13 protein-coding genes are annotated in these 15,020 nt (G+C 65.8%); 9 read left to right on the forward strand and 4 right to left on the reverse strand.

Annotated elements, in window-relative coordinates:
* Positions 1-34 precede the first annotated feature (34 nt).
* From ACXAG6_RS06530 to hmuQ, 3 genes are read left to right on the forward strand one after another with little or no spacing between them, the layout of a single operon-like run.
* Positions 35-1,132 (forward strand): FecCD family ABC transporter permease, encoded by a 1,098-nt coding sequence (locus ACXAG6_RS06530; protein WP_475336227.1) that lies wholly within the window; start codon positions 35-37, stop codon positions 1,130-1,132.
* 4 nt (positions 1,133-1,136) lie between these two features.
* Positions 1,137-1,922, forward strand: coding sequence for a heme ABC transporter ATP-binding protein (locus tag ACXAG6_RS06535; protein ID WP_475336229.1), 786 nt, complete (start codon positions 1,137-1,139; stop codon positions 1,920-1,922).
* Between the two features lie 32 nt (positions 1,923-1,954).
* Positions 1,955-2,269 (forward strand): heme-degrading protein HmuQ, encoded by a 315-nt coding sequence (gene hmuQ / locus ACXAG6_RS06540; protein WP_475336232.1) that lies wholly within the window; start codon positions 1,955-1,957, stop codon positions 2,267-2,269.
* A gap of 82 nt (positions 2,270-2,351) precedes the next feature.
* Here hmuQ and ACXAG6_RS06545 read toward each other — a convergent pair whose 3' ends face one another.
* The 4 genes from ACXAG6_RS06545 to ACXAG6_RS06560 form a co-directional block, all read right to left on the reverse strand.
* On the reverse strand, positions 2,352-4,349 hold the full coding sequence (locus ACXAG6_RS06545; RefSeq protein WP_475336234.1) for a TonB-dependent hemoglobin/transferrin/lactoferrin family receptor: 1,998 nt from the start codon (positions 4,347-4,349) through the stop codon (positions 2,352-2,354).
* A gap of 324 nt (positions 4,350-4,673) precedes the next feature.
* Positions 4,674-5,357, reverse strand: coding sequence for an AroM family protein (locus ACXAG6_RS06550; protein WP_475336236.1), 684 nt, complete (start codon positions 5,355-5,357; stop codon positions 4,674-4,676).
* Positions 5,354-6,910, reverse strand: a complete 1,557-nt coding sequence (locus tag ACXAG6_RS06555; protein WP_475336239.1) for a hydantoinase/oxoprolinase N-terminal domain-containing protein — start codon at positions 6,908-6,910, stop codon at positions 5,354-5,356. The genes ACXAG6_RS06550 and ACXAG6_RS06555 overlap by 4 nt, the downstream gene beginning before the upstream one ends.
* Positions 6,910-8,028, reverse strand: coding sequence for a DUF917 domain-containing protein (locus ACXAG6_RS06560; RefSeq protein WP_475336240.1), 1,119 nt, complete (start codon positions 8,026-8,028; stop codon positions 6,910-6,912). The genes ACXAG6_RS06555 and ACXAG6_RS06560 overlap by 1 nt, the downstream gene beginning before the upstream one ends.
* 395 nt (positions 8,029-8,423) lie before the next feature.
* On the opposite strand from ACXAG6_RS06560, the gene ACXAG6_RS06565 reads away from it, so the two are divergent.
* The 6 genes from ACXAG6_RS06565 to ACXAG6_RS06590 all read left to right on the forward strand — a co-directional run bounded on the left by ACXAG6_RS06565 (position 8,424) and on the right by ACXAG6_RS06590 (position 14,911).
* The gene (locus ACXAG6_RS06565) at positions 8,424-9,995 is read left to right on the forward strand and encodes an ABC transporter substrate-binding protein (protein ID WP_475336242.1); all 1,572 of its coding nucleotides are present in this window, start codon (positions 8,424-8,426) and stop codon (positions 9,993-9,995) included.
* A 68-nt stretch (positions 9,996-10,063) separates the two neighbouring features.
* Positions 10,064-11,074 carry an ABC transporter permease gene (locus ACXAG6_RS06570; protein WP_475336244.1) on the forward strand — a complete coding sequence of 337 codons (1,011 nt, stop codon included), beginning with the start codon at positions 10,064-10,066 and terminating at the stop codon, positions 11,072-11,074.
* Between the two features lie 10 nt (positions 11,075-11,084).
* Positions 11,085-11,984: an ABC transporter permease gene (locus ACXAG6_RS06575; protein WP_475336246.1), complete on the forward strand. Its 900-nt coding sequence runs from the start codon at positions 11,085-11,087 to the stop codon at positions 11,982-11,984.
* Positions 11,981-12,991 carry an ABC transporter ATP-binding protein gene (locus ACXAG6_RS06580; RefSeq protein ID WP_475336248.1) on the forward strand — a complete coding sequence of 337 codons (1,011 nt, stop codon included), beginning with the start codon at positions 11,981-11,983 and terminating at the stop codon, positions 12,989-12,991. The genes ACXAG6_RS06575 and ACXAG6_RS06580 overlap by 4 nt, the downstream gene beginning before the upstream one ends.
* Positions 12,981-13,961: an ABC transporter ATP-binding protein gene (locus ACXAG6_RS06585; RefSeq protein WP_475336250.1), complete on the forward strand. Its 981-nt coding sequence runs from the start codon at positions 12,981-12,983 to the stop codon at positions 13,959-13,961. The genes ACXAG6_RS06580 and ACXAG6_RS06585 overlap by 11 nt, the downstream gene beginning before the upstream one ends.
* A complete protein-coding gene (locus tag ACXAG6_RS06590; RefSeq protein ID WP_475336252.1) occupies positions 13,958-14,911 on the forward strand; it encodes a LysR family transcriptional regulator in 954 nt (317 codons plus the stop codon). Before ACXAG6_RS06585 ends, ACXAG6_RS06590 begins: the two co-directional genes overlap by 4 nt.
* Positions 14,912-15,020 lie beyond the last annotated feature (109 nt).

A 15,020-nucleotide genomic window follows, 5' to 3' on the forward strand; every position in this document is an offset into this window, starting at 1 on the left:
TGCCCCTCCCACCAAGCGCCCCAAGGCAGTCCTCATGGCCGATGTGATGAACGCCCCGGCCACCCCGGCCCGCCGCCGCAGACTGGCCCCTCCCGCAGGCGACAGGCAACGCCGCGCGGCGCTGGCCATGCTGGCCCTTGCCGCCCTGCTGGCGCTTGTCTCCCTTGCGAGCCTCGGCACCGGCGCTTCTGGTACCAGCCTGCTTGCAGCACTGGGCCAGTTGGCAATGGGCGAAGAGATCGGCACGCGCGAGGCGCTCATCCTGTTCGATATCCGCCTGCCTCGTCTCGCGCTGGGCATCCTCGTCGGGGCCTCGCTGGCAGTGTCGGGCGCGGTGATGCAGGGGCTCTTCCGCAACCCTCTGGCCGATCCGGGGCTTGTCGGCGTCGGGGCAGGGGCCGGGCTGGGGGCGATCACCGCCATCGTTTTGGGGGGCCTGCTGCCCGTGGCCCTGCAAGCGGCCCTCGGCTACTACCTCGTGCCGGTCGCGGCCTTTCTGGGCGGCTGGGTCAGCACGTTGCTGCTCTATCGCATCGCCACCAGCCGGGGCCGCACATCGGTGGCGGTCATGCTGCTTGCGGGCATCGCCCTCGGGGCGCTGGCCGGGGCGGTCTCGGGGGTTCTCGTCTACATGGCGGATGACGCGCAACTGCGCGATCTCACCTTCTGGGGCCTCGGCTCGCTGGCCGGGGCGACATGGAGCAAGGTGGCCCTCGCCGCACCGCTGATCGCGCTCGCGCTGGCCGCCACGCCGTTTCTGGCCCGTGCGCTCAACGCGCTGGCACTGGGCGAGGCCCCGGCGGCGCATCTCGGCATCCCGGTCCAGCGGATGAAAAACATCGCCATCCTCTCGGTCGCCGCCGCCACCGGCGCTGCGGTGGCCGTTTCGGGCGGCATCGGCTTCATCGGCATCGTCGTGCCGCACCTGCTGCGCCTCGCCATCGGCCCCGATCACCGCTACCTGCTGCCCGCCTCGGCCCTGCTCGGGGCCTGCCTGCTGATCGGCGCAGATATGATCTCGCGCGTCGTCATCGCCCCCGCTGAGCTGCCCATCGGCATTGTCACAGCCACCCTCGGCGGCCCGTTCTTTCTGTGGATACTGCTGCGCAACCGCAGCCTGCTGGATATGTAACGCGATGTTCCGAGCAACCGATATCGCCGTGTCCCTCGCCCGCAAGCCAATCCTGCGCGGAGTGTCCCTTACCGCGCAGCCGGGCGAGGTCACGGTGATTGTCGGGCCAAACGGCTCCGGCAAAACCACCCTCCTGAAGGCCCTCACGCAGGAGGTGCCCAGCACCGGGCAAATCTCCCTCGATGGGCGCGATATAACCCGCATGTCGGGCTGGCAGCTTGCCGCACGCCGGGCGGTCCTGCCCCAGAGCAGCCACATCGCCTTTCCCTTCACCGTGCACGAAATCATTCGCCTCGGCATGTCCGCCAGCGCTACCCCGCCGCCGCCCGGCCGGGTGGAGGAGGCGCTGGCGCAGGTCGGGCTCGCGGGCTTTGCCGGGCGCTTTTACAACGAGCTCTCCGGCGGCGAGCAGCAGCGTGCCCAACTCGCCCGCGTCCTCACCCAAGTCTGGGAGCCGGTCGGGCCGGAGGGGCCGCGCTGGCTGTTGCTTGATGAGCCGGTCAGCAGCCTCGACATCGGCCACCAGCTTGAGGTGATGCAGCTGATGGCGGGCTACGCCGCCAGTGGCGGCGGCGTTATCGCGGTGATGCATGATCTCAACCTGACGGCCATGTATGCCGATCAGGTCATGCTCATGTCTCAGGGCCGCAAACTGGCACAAGGCCCGCCCGCCGAGGTGCTGACAGATGCCCGCCTTTGCGATGCCTACGGCTGCGCCCTGCGCGTCAACGCCACCCCGGCCGCACCCGCCACCTTCCTTCTGCCCCACACCGCCCGCCCTGCGGGCTGACCCATCTGAAAACACACCAAAGGAGACCCCCCATGTATCTTGCGATGAACCGCTTTACCGTGAAGGCCGAGAATGCCGAGGCCTTCGAGGCGCTCTGGCTGGGGCGCGAAACGCACCTCAAGGAGATGGAGGGCTTCAGGGAGTTCCACATGCTCAAGGGCCCCGAGCGCGAGGACGGCACCATTCTCTATGCCTCCCACACCGTCTGGGAAAGCGAAGATGCCTTCCGCGCCTGGACCCGGTCCGATCAGTTTCGCGCCTCGCACGCCAAGGCGGGCGGGCAGGGCAAGCTCTACGAGGGGCACCCCAACTTCGAAGGCTTCGCCCCGATCCAGCACATCGCCTGAGCCGCAGGCCCCACACCAACGAAAACCGCCGCGCGCCCTCCGGCACGCGGCGGTTTTGTTTTCTGGGCTCGCGGGGCGGCGATCAGAAGGTGAAGGCCGCCGAAACTTCCAGCGAGCGGCCCGCCTGCGGCAGCTCGTTGGGGTAAATCGTGTAATGCCGGTCAAACAGGTTATCTATGCCGATCCGCAGGCTGCTGCCCGCCATTCCCGCGCTGTCGGGCGTCCATGCGGCGTAAATGTCCAGCGTCTCCCAGCTCTCGCCCACCGCGCCGCCTGCTGGCACACGGTTCTGCTCTGCGGCCAGCGTTGCCTTGGCGCCAAACAGCCAGTCGTCGGCAGGCCGATAGCCCGCCTCCAGCGTCACCCGGTCTTGCGGGATCGAGGCCAGCGGGTCGCCATCCGCGCCCTCGCCACGGGCAATCGACAGGCCCCCGCCAACAAACCACGCCGCCGTGTCATACCGCGCCTCTGCCTCCAGCCCCCAAAGCCGCCCGTCGACATTGCTTGAGGTGGTCGTCCCGGCAAAGATATCCACCGTCTGCTCGATGTAGTTCTTCACCTCCGCATTATAGAGGCTGACCGAGAAGCTCAGCTTGTCATCCGCACGCCGCAGCCCGCGCTTTTCAAACCGGGTGCCAATCTCGAACTGAGTCGATTCCTCGGGCTTTAGATCGGGGTTGGGCACAAAGAAGTTGTCGGGCGGAAAGCCGAAGGGATTGCCCGGAAAATGCAGCCCGTCGTTGTAAAGCTCGCTCAGAGAGGCGGCGCGGTAGGCGCGGGAGAGGTTTGCAAAGACCTGCCAATTCTCGGTCGGGCGATAGCTCACGCCAATCCGAGGCGAGAAGAACTCCTCGCGCACATCCTCCAGCGTCGCATCGCCCGGTTCGCGCTCATAAACGTCATAGCGCAGCCCGGCGATCACATCGAATTGTGGCGAAAGCTCAAAGGTCGCCTCGGCAAAAACGCCGGTGGTCATCGCGCTGGCGGGCGGGAAGGTTGAGCGCGCCGCGCCGTCCCGCGTGCCCTCCTGGCTCTCGCGAAACAGCTCCAACCCGTACACAATCTCTACCGGCACCCCAAGCGTGAGCCGCGCGCGGTTTGTCACCTCCAGCCCGAGGCTGTCATAGGTCGTCTCATCATGGCGCGGGGCGCTCACGCGGTCTTCAGTAATCTTCAGCCGGTCGCCGTAGAACAGCACCGAAAGGTCCACCGCATCGTTGCCTTCGGGGTCAAACTCCCAGCTCAGCCGAAAGCTCTGCTCGCTGGCATCCCGGTCCACCTCCGGGTTCGAGCTTGAAGGGGCACCATTGGCCGAGGCAAGGGTCAGCGCGCTGTCGTGATAGTCCGAAAAGCTAAACTCGATCCGGCTGTCCGCCGATGGCTCGAAGCCCAGCTTGATCATGCCATTCTGCTGATCGAGCGCCGAAAACGGAATTTCCTCGCCCCCGCCCGCCGCATAGTTGCCCGAGGTGTCGCGCGTGCCCAGAAACAGCAGCGCATCCCACGCCCCCCAATCGGCATAAACCGCCGTATTGGCCCGCCATTGCCCGCCGTTGGTGGAATATCCCATACCAACCCGAGCGCCTATGGTGCGCCCCTCTTCCAGCAGGTCGTCGGCATCCACCGTCTCCACCGAGATCACCCCGCCGAGCGCGCCCGAGCCATAGAGCGTGGAGCCCCCGCCGCGCACCACTTCCACCCGTTTCACCAGCGCCGGATCAAGGAAAGACCGCCCCCTGTGGCCCTGGTTGAAGTTGAAGCGCCCGCCATCGAAGCGCAGCACAATCTGGTCATCGGTAAAGCCCCGAATGTTTGGCTCCAGCGCAATCGCACGTGGGCCGCCGCCGATGGTCACGCCGGGCATGTCCCCGATCAATTCCTGAAAGTCGCCCGCCTGACGGTTGGCCAGCGCCTCGCCGCTCAGGGTCGAGACGGCAACCGGCGTATCCAGCACCAGCCGCTCGCTGCGGGCGGCGGAGTTCACGTAGATCGGGTCCAGCGTAAAAGCCAGTTCCTGCGCCGTCGCTGCGCCCGTGAGGGCAATGAAGGCCGTTGTCGAATAAAGTGAAATCTGGCGCATCTGGTCCCCTTCCGCTGTGGCAAATCTGTGCTCGGCCTGCCGTCGGGGTGGGTCGCGTCTCAATGGCCCCTAAGTAATCTGATTGAAACTGTCAAGTATTCTCGCGGGTTGCCCGCCCGCCGGATCCCGCCAGTCGCCGCAGGGTGCAGCGAGCCGCTCCTTCAAGCAAACCAGGGCCAGTCAGCTTCCGCCCGCCGCTCCCGCGCCCAAAGACCTCGCCAGATCTTCCTGCGCCTCTTCCCATTCATCCGGCTGCCACCGGCGCTTGGAAAACGTGTGGTCCACCGTCGCATAGAGATCGGCATAGAGGCAGCCAGCGGCCCGTCAGGCCCCGGCGAGTTCTGCCGCAAAACGGGCGCAGATCGCGGCGGCCAGAATGGTGGGCTTGCGGTGGATACTGGCGGCCAGCAACCGGCTGGCGCGGGTGTAGCTGATGCAGTCATGCACCACGAGATCAACGGACTGGTTCGCCATTTCCTCCGCTGCCGCGCGGATGGTGGCGTCATCGGCATCCGGTTGCACCGGCACCGCAACGCACTCCCGCCCGGCGCTGCTCCAACGCTCGATACTGGCCTCGGCCTGCGCCGGTGTGGGGATAAACACCCCAAGCCGTCCCGCGCCGGGCGGCAGGCAACCCGCCACCGCGCCGCCGATCAGGTCGGACGCAAAATGCACGCCGGGGGCTTCCAGCGTCTTGAACCGACCGGTGCAGGCCACAATCGCCACGTCAACATTCTGCGCGGAAAGGTCGTTCAGCCGCGCGCCCATGCCCTCTGTCACCGCCGCCTTGCTGACAAGCACAGAGCGCCCGGTCGGCAGCGTGGTGTAAAGTGTGTCCTCATCGCTCTCGGGCGCGGCGGCGGCAAGGCCCGCATCGTCCAGATGATCCAGCGCGCCCAGCACCGAGATATCCGCCGCCGACTTCGGCAGCACATGCCGGAACTCGGCCAGCAGGGCAGGGCGGGGGGCCTGCCCTATGACGAGCAGGCCAATGGAGGGGCGGCTCATGCCGGCTCTTCTTCCTTCAGCGCGGCAGCTTCCCCGACCACGCGCACCCGGGTCCGGATCGCCCGGCCCGGCAGGTAGGAGAGCGGCAGGTCTTCCACATCGATCACCTTGATCGAGCTTTCCTCCGCCCCGGCCTCTACCGCGGCTGCAATCGCGGCGCTGCGGGCATGGGCAATCGCTTCGTCGCGGTCCATGTCGCGATAGATCCGGTCGGTCTCGCCCGAAATCTGCGCCATCGCGGCGCCCACGGCATTGGCCACGCCGCTGTGCTCCACATGGATAACCTCGGAAATCCCCGGTACCTTCTCGGGGATCAGCATCGCGCCGCCGCCCACCGCCAGCAGCGGCACCTCGGTGGCATCGGTCTTCATCCGGTCCACGCCCTCGGCAATGTTCTCGTGCATCTTGTCCAGCGCTGCCTGCACAAAATCGGCGGGCAGGTCGGCCACCTTGGCCGGATCGCCAAGGCTGATCAGGCCCGCAGCCACCGCAATGTCGGTTGCGGTGATCTGGTCGCCGCCAAACACAAGCGCCCGCTCACTCAGCCGATAGCCCACGGACTCGGGGCCAACCGTCACCGGGTCGCGCCCGATCTTGGTGCCGCCGCCCACCGCGATAGAAAGCAGGTCGGGCATCCGGAACAGCGTGCGCACGCCGCCCACCTCAACCACGTTGTTGGCCTCACGCGGAAAGCCGTTGACGAGGCAGCCGATGTCGGCGGTCGTGCCGCCCACATCGCAGACCATCGCGTTTTCCAGCCCGGCCAGCAAAGCCGCGCCGCGCATCGAGTTGGTCGGCCCGGACGCGAAGGAGAATACCGGGTATTCCCGCGCGGCTTCCGCCTTCACAACAGTCCCGTCGTTCTGCGTGATGAAAAGCTGCGCACCCAGCCCGCTCTCGGCCACCGCATCCACAAAGGCCTTGGTGGTGTCGCGCGCCAGCCCGATCAGCGAGGCGTTCATTAGCGCCACGTTCTCGCGCTCCAGCAGGCCGATCCGGCCCAGCGTGGAGGATTTCGTCACGTGGATGTCAGGCGCCTCGGCCTTCAAAATCTCGGCGGCACGATCTTCGCATTCGGTGGTCAGCGGCGAGAAGGTGGCAGAAACCGCAACCGCCTCGATCCCGTCTTTCACCATCTTGCGGGCCGCTTCGGCCACGGCCTTCTCGTCCATCGGCACCAGCGGGCGGCCATCATATTCGTGCCCGCCCTCCACCAGATAGACGCCGCCGTTGACCTTCGCGGCCAAGTCCTTCGGCCAATCGCAGAACGGCACAAGGCTGGCGGAGGCGGGCAGGGAGACGCGCAGCGCCGCCGCCCGTCCGAGGTTGCGCCGCTCGACCACCGCATTGGTAAAATGCGTGGTGCCGATCATCACCGCCACCACATCGCGGGCCTCGTCCCCGGCCTTTTCGATAACCTCCTTCAGCGCGGTGCGCACACCGCTGGTCACATCGGCGGTGGTGAAGGTCTTGACCGCGGCAATCACCCGGTCCCCGTCCAGAAGGGCCGCATCCGTATTGGTGCCGCCGACGTCGATGCCAATGCGTTTCATCAGTTGGGCTCCTTGAAGACGGATGTGAAATCGAGATCGAAACCGAAGGCCCTCGGCCCCACGGCGGCAATCCCCTTCTCGCTGAGAAAGACGCCGGGCGCGGGCAGGGCCAGCACGCTGACACGCTGGCCAAAGCGCAAGACGTCGGTGCCAATGCCATCGCCCGATACGGTGTCGAGCAGGCAAATCAGATCAGGCGTCATCACCACCGGCTCGCCGTCAAGATAGGCCACCGAAAATTCATTCTGGAAATGCACCACCATCTCCTTGCCGGCAAAATCGTCGAGCCCCTCGATCCGGGCCTTACCCCGCAAAAAGCCCTCGGTCGCCCGGCGCTCGATATCCACGATCTTGCCCGCAAAGAGCCGCTTGCCCTCGGTGGCCGAAAGCACCGCCTCGATCGGGTCGGTGTGGGCCGCCCGCGCCTTCAGCACGTTGGAGCCCAGCGCAATGGCCTTGGAAACGGAGTAGAGCACCCCATGCTGCTTGACCTCTGCGCCCGAGCGCGGCGCCTTGCAGGTGGCGGCGACAGAGCCGATCTCGGTGCAGGCCTTGCGGCTGATCCGCTCCATCCAGCGCCACGAGGCGGCACGCGGAATAATCACCTCATTGTCTCGAATGTCGGCCATCGTCAGCGGGTAGCAGCGCAGGCCTGCCACGGCGACAGAGGTCATCTGCGCCTCCGGATAGGCCCGGCCCATGGTGTCGGCGTCCACCACCGGATAGCCGGTCAGCGCCGCCACCATCATCGGGTGCACCCCATTGCCGCCGCCGATCTCCAGCGCCATCACCGCATCAAACTTGCGGCCGAGGTATTCCTCCATCATCCGCAACGGCTTGAGAGCGAACTCCGGGTCAGAGAGCCGCTCCTGCCCCACCAGCGGTGCGCCCATGTTCGACAGCACGGCCACCACGGCGTCATCATCCAGCGTAAGCGGGTCAACCAAGGTCACCTCGCGCCCGGCCTCATAGAGCAGGCGCATGTTCAGCAGTTTCTGATAGGGGTCGCCGCCGCCGCCGGTGCCCAGGATCCACGCACCAACGGCCAAGGCCTCAATGTCCTCGGCCGACAAAACACGGTGCGTCTGGCTGGGGGTTCTCTGGGCCAGAGTGTTCATTTCACATCCTCTCAAACCGTCAGGCCCCGCGCCAGAGGAGCGCGCGCCTGTCCATGGCCGCAATCCGGCCCGTTACTGAGCAGAACTTCCGCCTCCAAACCGCCTTTCTGCAAATAGCCTTTCGCTATGGTCCAAATTCGCGCGGGCTATCTTGAGCGCCGATTCACGCCCTCCGAGCCCGCCGCTGCCTCTTGTTTGTGCGTTTTACCCGGCCAAGCGCCAGATTCTGATCCGCAGGCAGCCAGACCATAGGCTCAGCCAATGGCGGCCATTCGCATTCGCTGTTTTGCCTCCTAGAGCGCTTCTGAATTGATGGTCCCCACAGGCCGCCCGGTTCGACGGGCAGCCAATGACCTTCAGTGGCCTCACGTGGGCCTCTCAGACGGAGAGTAGACATGAAACTTAGAATGTTGACTTCGGCCATGGCCCTCGCCGCGACGCTCGTGTCGCCGGTTCAGGCCGCCGAAAAACGTGATGGTGAGTTCTGGATGGTGATCGGCGGACGTCAGGCGGTGTCGCATATCGACCCGGGCCAGTCCTACGACTATTCCATTCGCATGATGACGCAGGCCCTCTACGACGGCCTCGTCAAATACAGTGGCAACCCGCCCGAGGTGGAGCCTTGGCTGGCAACCGACTGGACGACTTCCGACGATGGCCTCACATGGACCTTCAACCTCGCCGAGAATGCCACCTTCCATAACGGCGATCCGGTAACCGCCGAAGCCGTTGTCTACTCCTACCAGCGCGTGCTGGAGATGAACGAGGGCGTCGCATGGATGCTTTCCGATATTCTCAAGCCCGAGAACATCAAGGCCACCGGCGAGCACACGGTCGAGTTCACCCTCGATCGTCCCTACGCGCCCTTCCTCTCCTTCCTGCCCTGGTGGTTCGTGGTGAACCCCGCACAGGTCGAGCCCAACGTGGTCGATGGCGACTTCGGCAAAGCCTGGCTCTCCGAGAACGACGCCGGCTCCGGCCCCTACGAGCTGGAACGCTTCGACCAAGGCACCGCCTACTGGCTGCGCCGGGATGACGACTACTGGAAGGGCTTCCCCTATGAGGCCGAAGACATGGGCGGCATTATCTACCGCCTGATTCAGGAAAGCTCCTCGCAGCGTGCGGCGCTGATGTCGGGCGAGGCCGATCTGGTGACGGATCTGACGCCCGAAGAGTTCGAAGTCGTTGGCGCACGCCCCGATATCGAGGTCTCTTCCACCCCCGCGCTCACCACCTTCGGGCTGAAAATGAACACCCAAGGCGAGTACATGTCGGACGTAAACCTGCGCAAAGCGGTGGCCCACGCGTTTGATTACGAAACCTTCGTTCAGGTCTACAACGGCAACGCCAAGCTCCAAACCTCGCCCTTCGCCGATGCGATCCGCGGCAAGGTCGAGATCGACATGCCGCGCCAGGACATCGAGAAGGCCAAGGAGTATCTCGGCAAAACCGAGTGGCCCGAGGGCGGCATCACGCTTGAGTATGTCTACGTGCAGGGCCTCGAACAGCAACGCCAGATGGGCCTGTCGCTGCTCAACAGCCTCAAGGAGTTGAACATCGAGCTCGAAATGGTGCCGCTGACCTGGCCCAACATGGTGGCGCGCGCCTCCTCCATCGAAGAAAGCCCCGACCTGCTGGCAATCTTCGCCACCCCGGTCTCGACCGACCCGGATGCGGTTGCGATCCAGTATCACCCGTCCTCGCACGGCAAGTACTACGGCTCGCACTTCCTTGAAGACGAGGAGCTTAAGGCGATGATCGAAGAGGCCCGCCGCATCTCCGATTGGGAAGCGCGTGCCCCGATCTACGCCAAGATCCAGCAGCGCATCGCCGATCTCCAGCCAGAGATCTTCGGGATGCTCCGCCAACGCCAGTTCGCCTACCGGACCTACGTGCAAGGCTATGTCGATAGCCCGATCCGCATGACCGGCGAGGTCGATCTCTACCCACTCTACATCCAGCCGTAAATCCACTCACGGCAACCAGTCCGGGCGGCCTTTTGTGCCGCCCGGATACCTGAGGATACCATACCCCGATGCGCAGACTGATATTGAAACGCCTTGGCCTGATGGTCGTGATGCTCCTCGGCCTCGCGGTCATCACCTTCACCATCGCCAATGTCGCCCCCGGCGACCCGGCCCGCCTCGCCGCGGGGCCGGATGCCTCGCAAGAGATGGTGGAGCAGGTCCGGGCCGAACGTGGCTTCGACAAGCCGGTGCCCGTGCGCTTCATGATCTACCTCGGCCAACTGGCGCGCGGTGATCTGGGCACATCCGTCTACACGGGCCGCGAGGTCTCCCGCGATATCGCCCAGTTTCTTCCGGCCACGGTCGAGCTTGTGCTCTTCGCCATCACCATTGCCATCGTCTTCGGCATCCCGCTCGGCGTGCTCGCGGCGGTCTGGCAAAACAAGGCCACCGACCACGGCATTCGCCTGCTCGCCGTCTCCGGTGCCGCGCTGCCGATGTTCTGGCTCGGCCTCATGCTGCAATGGTATCTCGCGCTGGAGCTTGATCTCTTTCCGCTCGGCGGACGCCTTGGCGTGTTCGACGATGTGCCCCCCAAGATCACCGGCATGATCACCGTCGATGCGCTGCTCAACGGCGATCCGGCCACGGCGCTCACCGCGATGTGGCACATGGTGCTGCCCGCGCTGGCGCTGAGCCTGCCCGCACTGGCCGCCATCATCCGCGTCAACCGCGCCGAGATGCTCGAAGTGCTGGGGCGTGACTACGTCACCAACGCCCGCGCCCAAGGCATCGGCCCGTTCCGCATCATCGCCGTCTACTCGCTAAAAAACGCCATCCTGCCAACGCTGGCGATGATCGGCCTGCGCTTCGGCTGGATGCTGGGCGGCACCGTGCTGGTCGAAGGGGTGTTCGACTTTCCCGGCGTCGGGCTCTACGCCGCCAAGGCCGCCGTATCGTCGGACTTCGAGCCCATCATGGCCGTCACGCTCATTCTGGGCGCGGCCTTCATGTTCACCAACCTGCTGATCGACCTCGCCTATGCGCTGCTCGATCCGCGCGTGCGCAATCAGGTCTGAGGAGGGGCTGATGTCCACCACCACCGCAACCCCCGCAGAGCCGGTGTCCGCCCGCCCGATGCGCTTTCGCGAAACGCGTCGACTGGTGCGCACCTATTCGCGCAGCTTCTCCTCCATGGTTGGGCTGGTGATCGTGGCGATCTTTCTCTTCATCGCCGCCTTCGGCCCGCTGCTCGCCCCCTATCCCGAAGATGCCTACGGCGCGGTGGATTTCGGGGCCAAGCTGCTGCCCCCCTCTGCCGAGCATTGGTTCGGCACCGATCAGGTCGGGCTCGATATCTTCTCCCGCGTGCTGATCGGTGCCCGCACGACGCTGCAAATCGGCCTCACCGTCACCGGCATCGCCATCCTGATCGGCGTGCCGCTCGGCCTGATCGCCGGCATGGCGGGCGGCTGGCTGGCCGAAACCATCATGCGGATCACCGATATCTTCCTGTCGATCCCCGGCCTCATCCTCGCCATCGCCATCGTCGGCGCGCTCGGCCCCGGCATCGGCAATGCCATGCTGGCACTCTCTCTGGTCTGGTGGCCCGGCTACGTGCGGCTGGTACAGGCCAAAACCCTTAGTCAGCGTAACGAAACCTATGTCGACGCCGCCCGTGCGCTGGGCGCCGGGCCGCTCAGGGTGGTCTTTATTCATGTGCTGCCCAACTGCCTCTCTCCGATCATCGTGAAGGCCTCGATGGATATGGGCCTCGCCATCCTCGGGGCCGCATCTCTCGGCTTTCTCGGCCTCGGCGCACAGCCGCCCTTCCCCGAATGGGGCGCGATGATCTCCACCGGCCGCTCTTACTTGCCCGACTGGTGGTGGTGCTCGCTGTTTCCGGGGCTGGCGATCTACTTCACCGTGCTCGGCTTTAACCTCCTGGGCGATGGCCTGCGCGACGTTCTGGACCCGAGGCAACGATGAGCACACCCGCACCAACACTCGAAATCGACGATTTCTCGCTGGTCTTCGACACCTTCGACGGCACCTACCACGCCATCGACCGGGTGAGCCTTGCGCTGAAGCCCGGCGAGGCGCTCGGGCTGGTGGGCGAAACCGGCTGCGGCAAATCGGTGCTGACCCGCGCCGCCTTCGGCCTCGTGCCCACACCGCCCGCCCGCATCACCTCCGGCTCCGTGCAGCTGGAGGGGCGCGAGCTGCTCGGCCTGAGCGACCGGGCCCTGCGCGGCGTGCGCGGCAAGGACGTGGCGATGATCTTTCAGGATCCCATGACCTACCTCAATCCGGTGTTCCGCGTCGGCACCCAGCTGGTCGATGCGATCCGTGCGCAATCGGGCGGCAAGGCCAGCAAGGCCGAGGCGCGCGAGCTGGCTCTGGAGATGCTGGAAAAGGTCCACCTGCCCAACCCCGACCGCCAGTTTCGCGCCTATCCCCACGAGCTCTCCGGCGGCATGCGCCAGCGCGTGCTGATTGCCATGGCGCTGGCCGCCAAGCCCAAGCTGCTCATCGCTGACGAGCCGACGACGGCACTCGATGTCACCATTCAGGCCCAGATCCTCGACCTGATGGCCGAACTGGTCGAAGATATGGGGCTGACGATGATCATGATCTCCCATGACCTCGGCGTTGTGGCGCAGGTCTGCTCCCGCGTCGCAGTGATGTATGCCGGCAAGATCGTCGAAGACGCCCCGATCCGCCGTATCTTCGACGCGCCTTCGCACCCCTATACCCAAGGGCTTCTGGCCGCGCTGCCGCATCCCTTCAAACCGGTCGACAAGCTTGCCTCCATCCCCGGCTCCCTGCCAGACCTGCTGAACCCGCCGCCGGGCTGCCGCTTCGCCGCCCGCTGCCCCAAGGCCCACGCCGCCTGCGCCGCGCCGGTCGCCTTCCGCGAGGTGGAGCCCGGCCACAACGTCGCCTGCACGCTCTACGAGCCGACCGACATCAAGGAGCCCGCCCATGAGCATTGACATGCTCGCCATCCGTGATCTCGATGTGCACTTCCCGCTCGCCAACGGGCAGGTGGTGCGCGCGGTCGATGGCGTCTCGCTGTCGCTGAAGCCCGGCGAAACCCTCGGCCTCGTGGGCGAGAGCGGCTCAGGCAAGACGACCGTCGGCAAAACGGTTCTGCGGCTGGTCGAGGCAACGTCAGGCGAGATCGACATCGACGGCATTGATGTGCGTGCCGCCGGGCAAAAGGGGCTCAAGGCGCTGCGGCGCAAGGCCCAGATCATCTTTCAGGATCCCCATTCCTCGCTCAACCCACGCATGACCATCCGGCGCGCCGTGGCGGAGGGGCTGATCCTCAACACCACCCTGCGCGGCGAGGCGCTGCGCACCAAAGTCTCGGACATGCTCATTTCGATGGGCCTTCCGCCGCAGTTCCACGACCGATTCCCGCATGAGCTGTCCGGCGGCCAAAAGCAGCGCGTCTGCATCGCCCGCGCCCTCGTGCTCGATCCCGACCTGCTGGTGCTCGACGAGCCAACATCCGCACTCGACGTCTCGGTGCAGGCCCAGATCCTCGGCGTTCTGAAGGATCTGCGCGTCAGCCGCCCCAAGCTCACCCAGCTCTTCATTTCGCACAACCTCGCCGTCATCCGCTTTCTGTGCGATCGGGTGGCGGTGATGTATCTCGGCAAGATCGTTGAGGAGGGGCCGGTAGAGCAGGTCTTCAACGACCCGCGCCACCCCTATACCCGCGCCCTGCTCTCGGCGGTGCCCGTGCCCTCTGCCGCGGAGCGCCCCGAGCGCGCGCGGCTGACGGGCGATATCCCCAGCCCCACCGCCGTGCCCAAAGGTTGCGCCTTCCACACCCGCTGCCCGATCGTTAAGATGGGCACCTGTGACACGCTGCCACCCGAGCCTCTGCCACTCGGCCCGGGTCGGCAGGCGCGCTGTCACTTCGCAGACCAGACGAAAGGCGCACTCACGGCATGAGCTTCCCGCTCGACCGACTGGCTCTCCAGCTGGATTGGAACCTCCTGCGGACCTTCATGGTCATCGTGCAGGAGCGTTCGATCACGGCTGCCGCAGTGCGCTTGAACGTCTCTCAGCCCTCAGTCTCGGCGGCCCTGCGCCGCCTGGAAGAGCGGCTGGAGCTGCGTCTGGTCGAGCGCGGCAGCGGCCAGACCTTCGTGATTACCCGTGAGGGCGAGGCGGTCTACCGGGAGGCGCTGGAAATCTATGGCGGCGTGGTGCGGCTCAACGATCTGGCGGCAGAAGGCGGGCGCTCGCTTTCCGGCAATGTCGTGGTCTGCCGCTCCTCTCACCTTGAGATGGATGCCATCACCCCGGTGCTCGAAGAGTTTCGCCAGCAGCATCCCCGCGTCACCCTGTCGATCCGCTCCGCCTCGTGCCACGAGGTCTCGCAGGCATTGCAGCAGCGCATCGCCTCCGTCGGCTTCTGCACCCAGATCGACCCGGCCATCCAACGGGTGCGCGCCCATCCGATCCAACCGCAGGAGTTTGGCGTCTACTGCGGCCCCAAGCACCCGCTCTTCCGCCAGTCGGTAATCGACCCCGAAGCGCTGGCCGCCTCCGATGTGGTCGGCTACGAAGAAGACAGAATGGCAGGCGCTCTCTCTGCGCTGGCGCTTTGGCGCGTGCGCCACGGCATCGGCGGCAAGTTCATCGCCGCCGCCACCGGCATCATCGACCTCTCGGAACTGATCGAAAGCGGCACCGCCATCGGATGCATGGCCCGCACCCACGCCCTGCGCTACGGCGCGCGGCTCTGGCAAATCCCGGTGCAGGCCACGCCGCCGGTGATCGACGTGTTTTCTGTGGTCGATGTCGAGCGCCATATGACACCGGTAGAAACCGCGCTGCTCGATCACCTCGAAGACGCAGGCCTCGCCGCCCGCCCCGTGCCCCGCTCAGAAACCTGAGAGCGCGCCGCCACCTCGGCCTCAAACCGGCGAGTTCCGGCCATCTCGGCAGACATCCCCCTTGACGCTGAATCACCTAAGCGTCAGTGGGCCTGTCCTATTTTAGATC

The sequence above is a fragment of the Vannielia sp. ABF1_015 genome, from assembly GCF_056160745.1.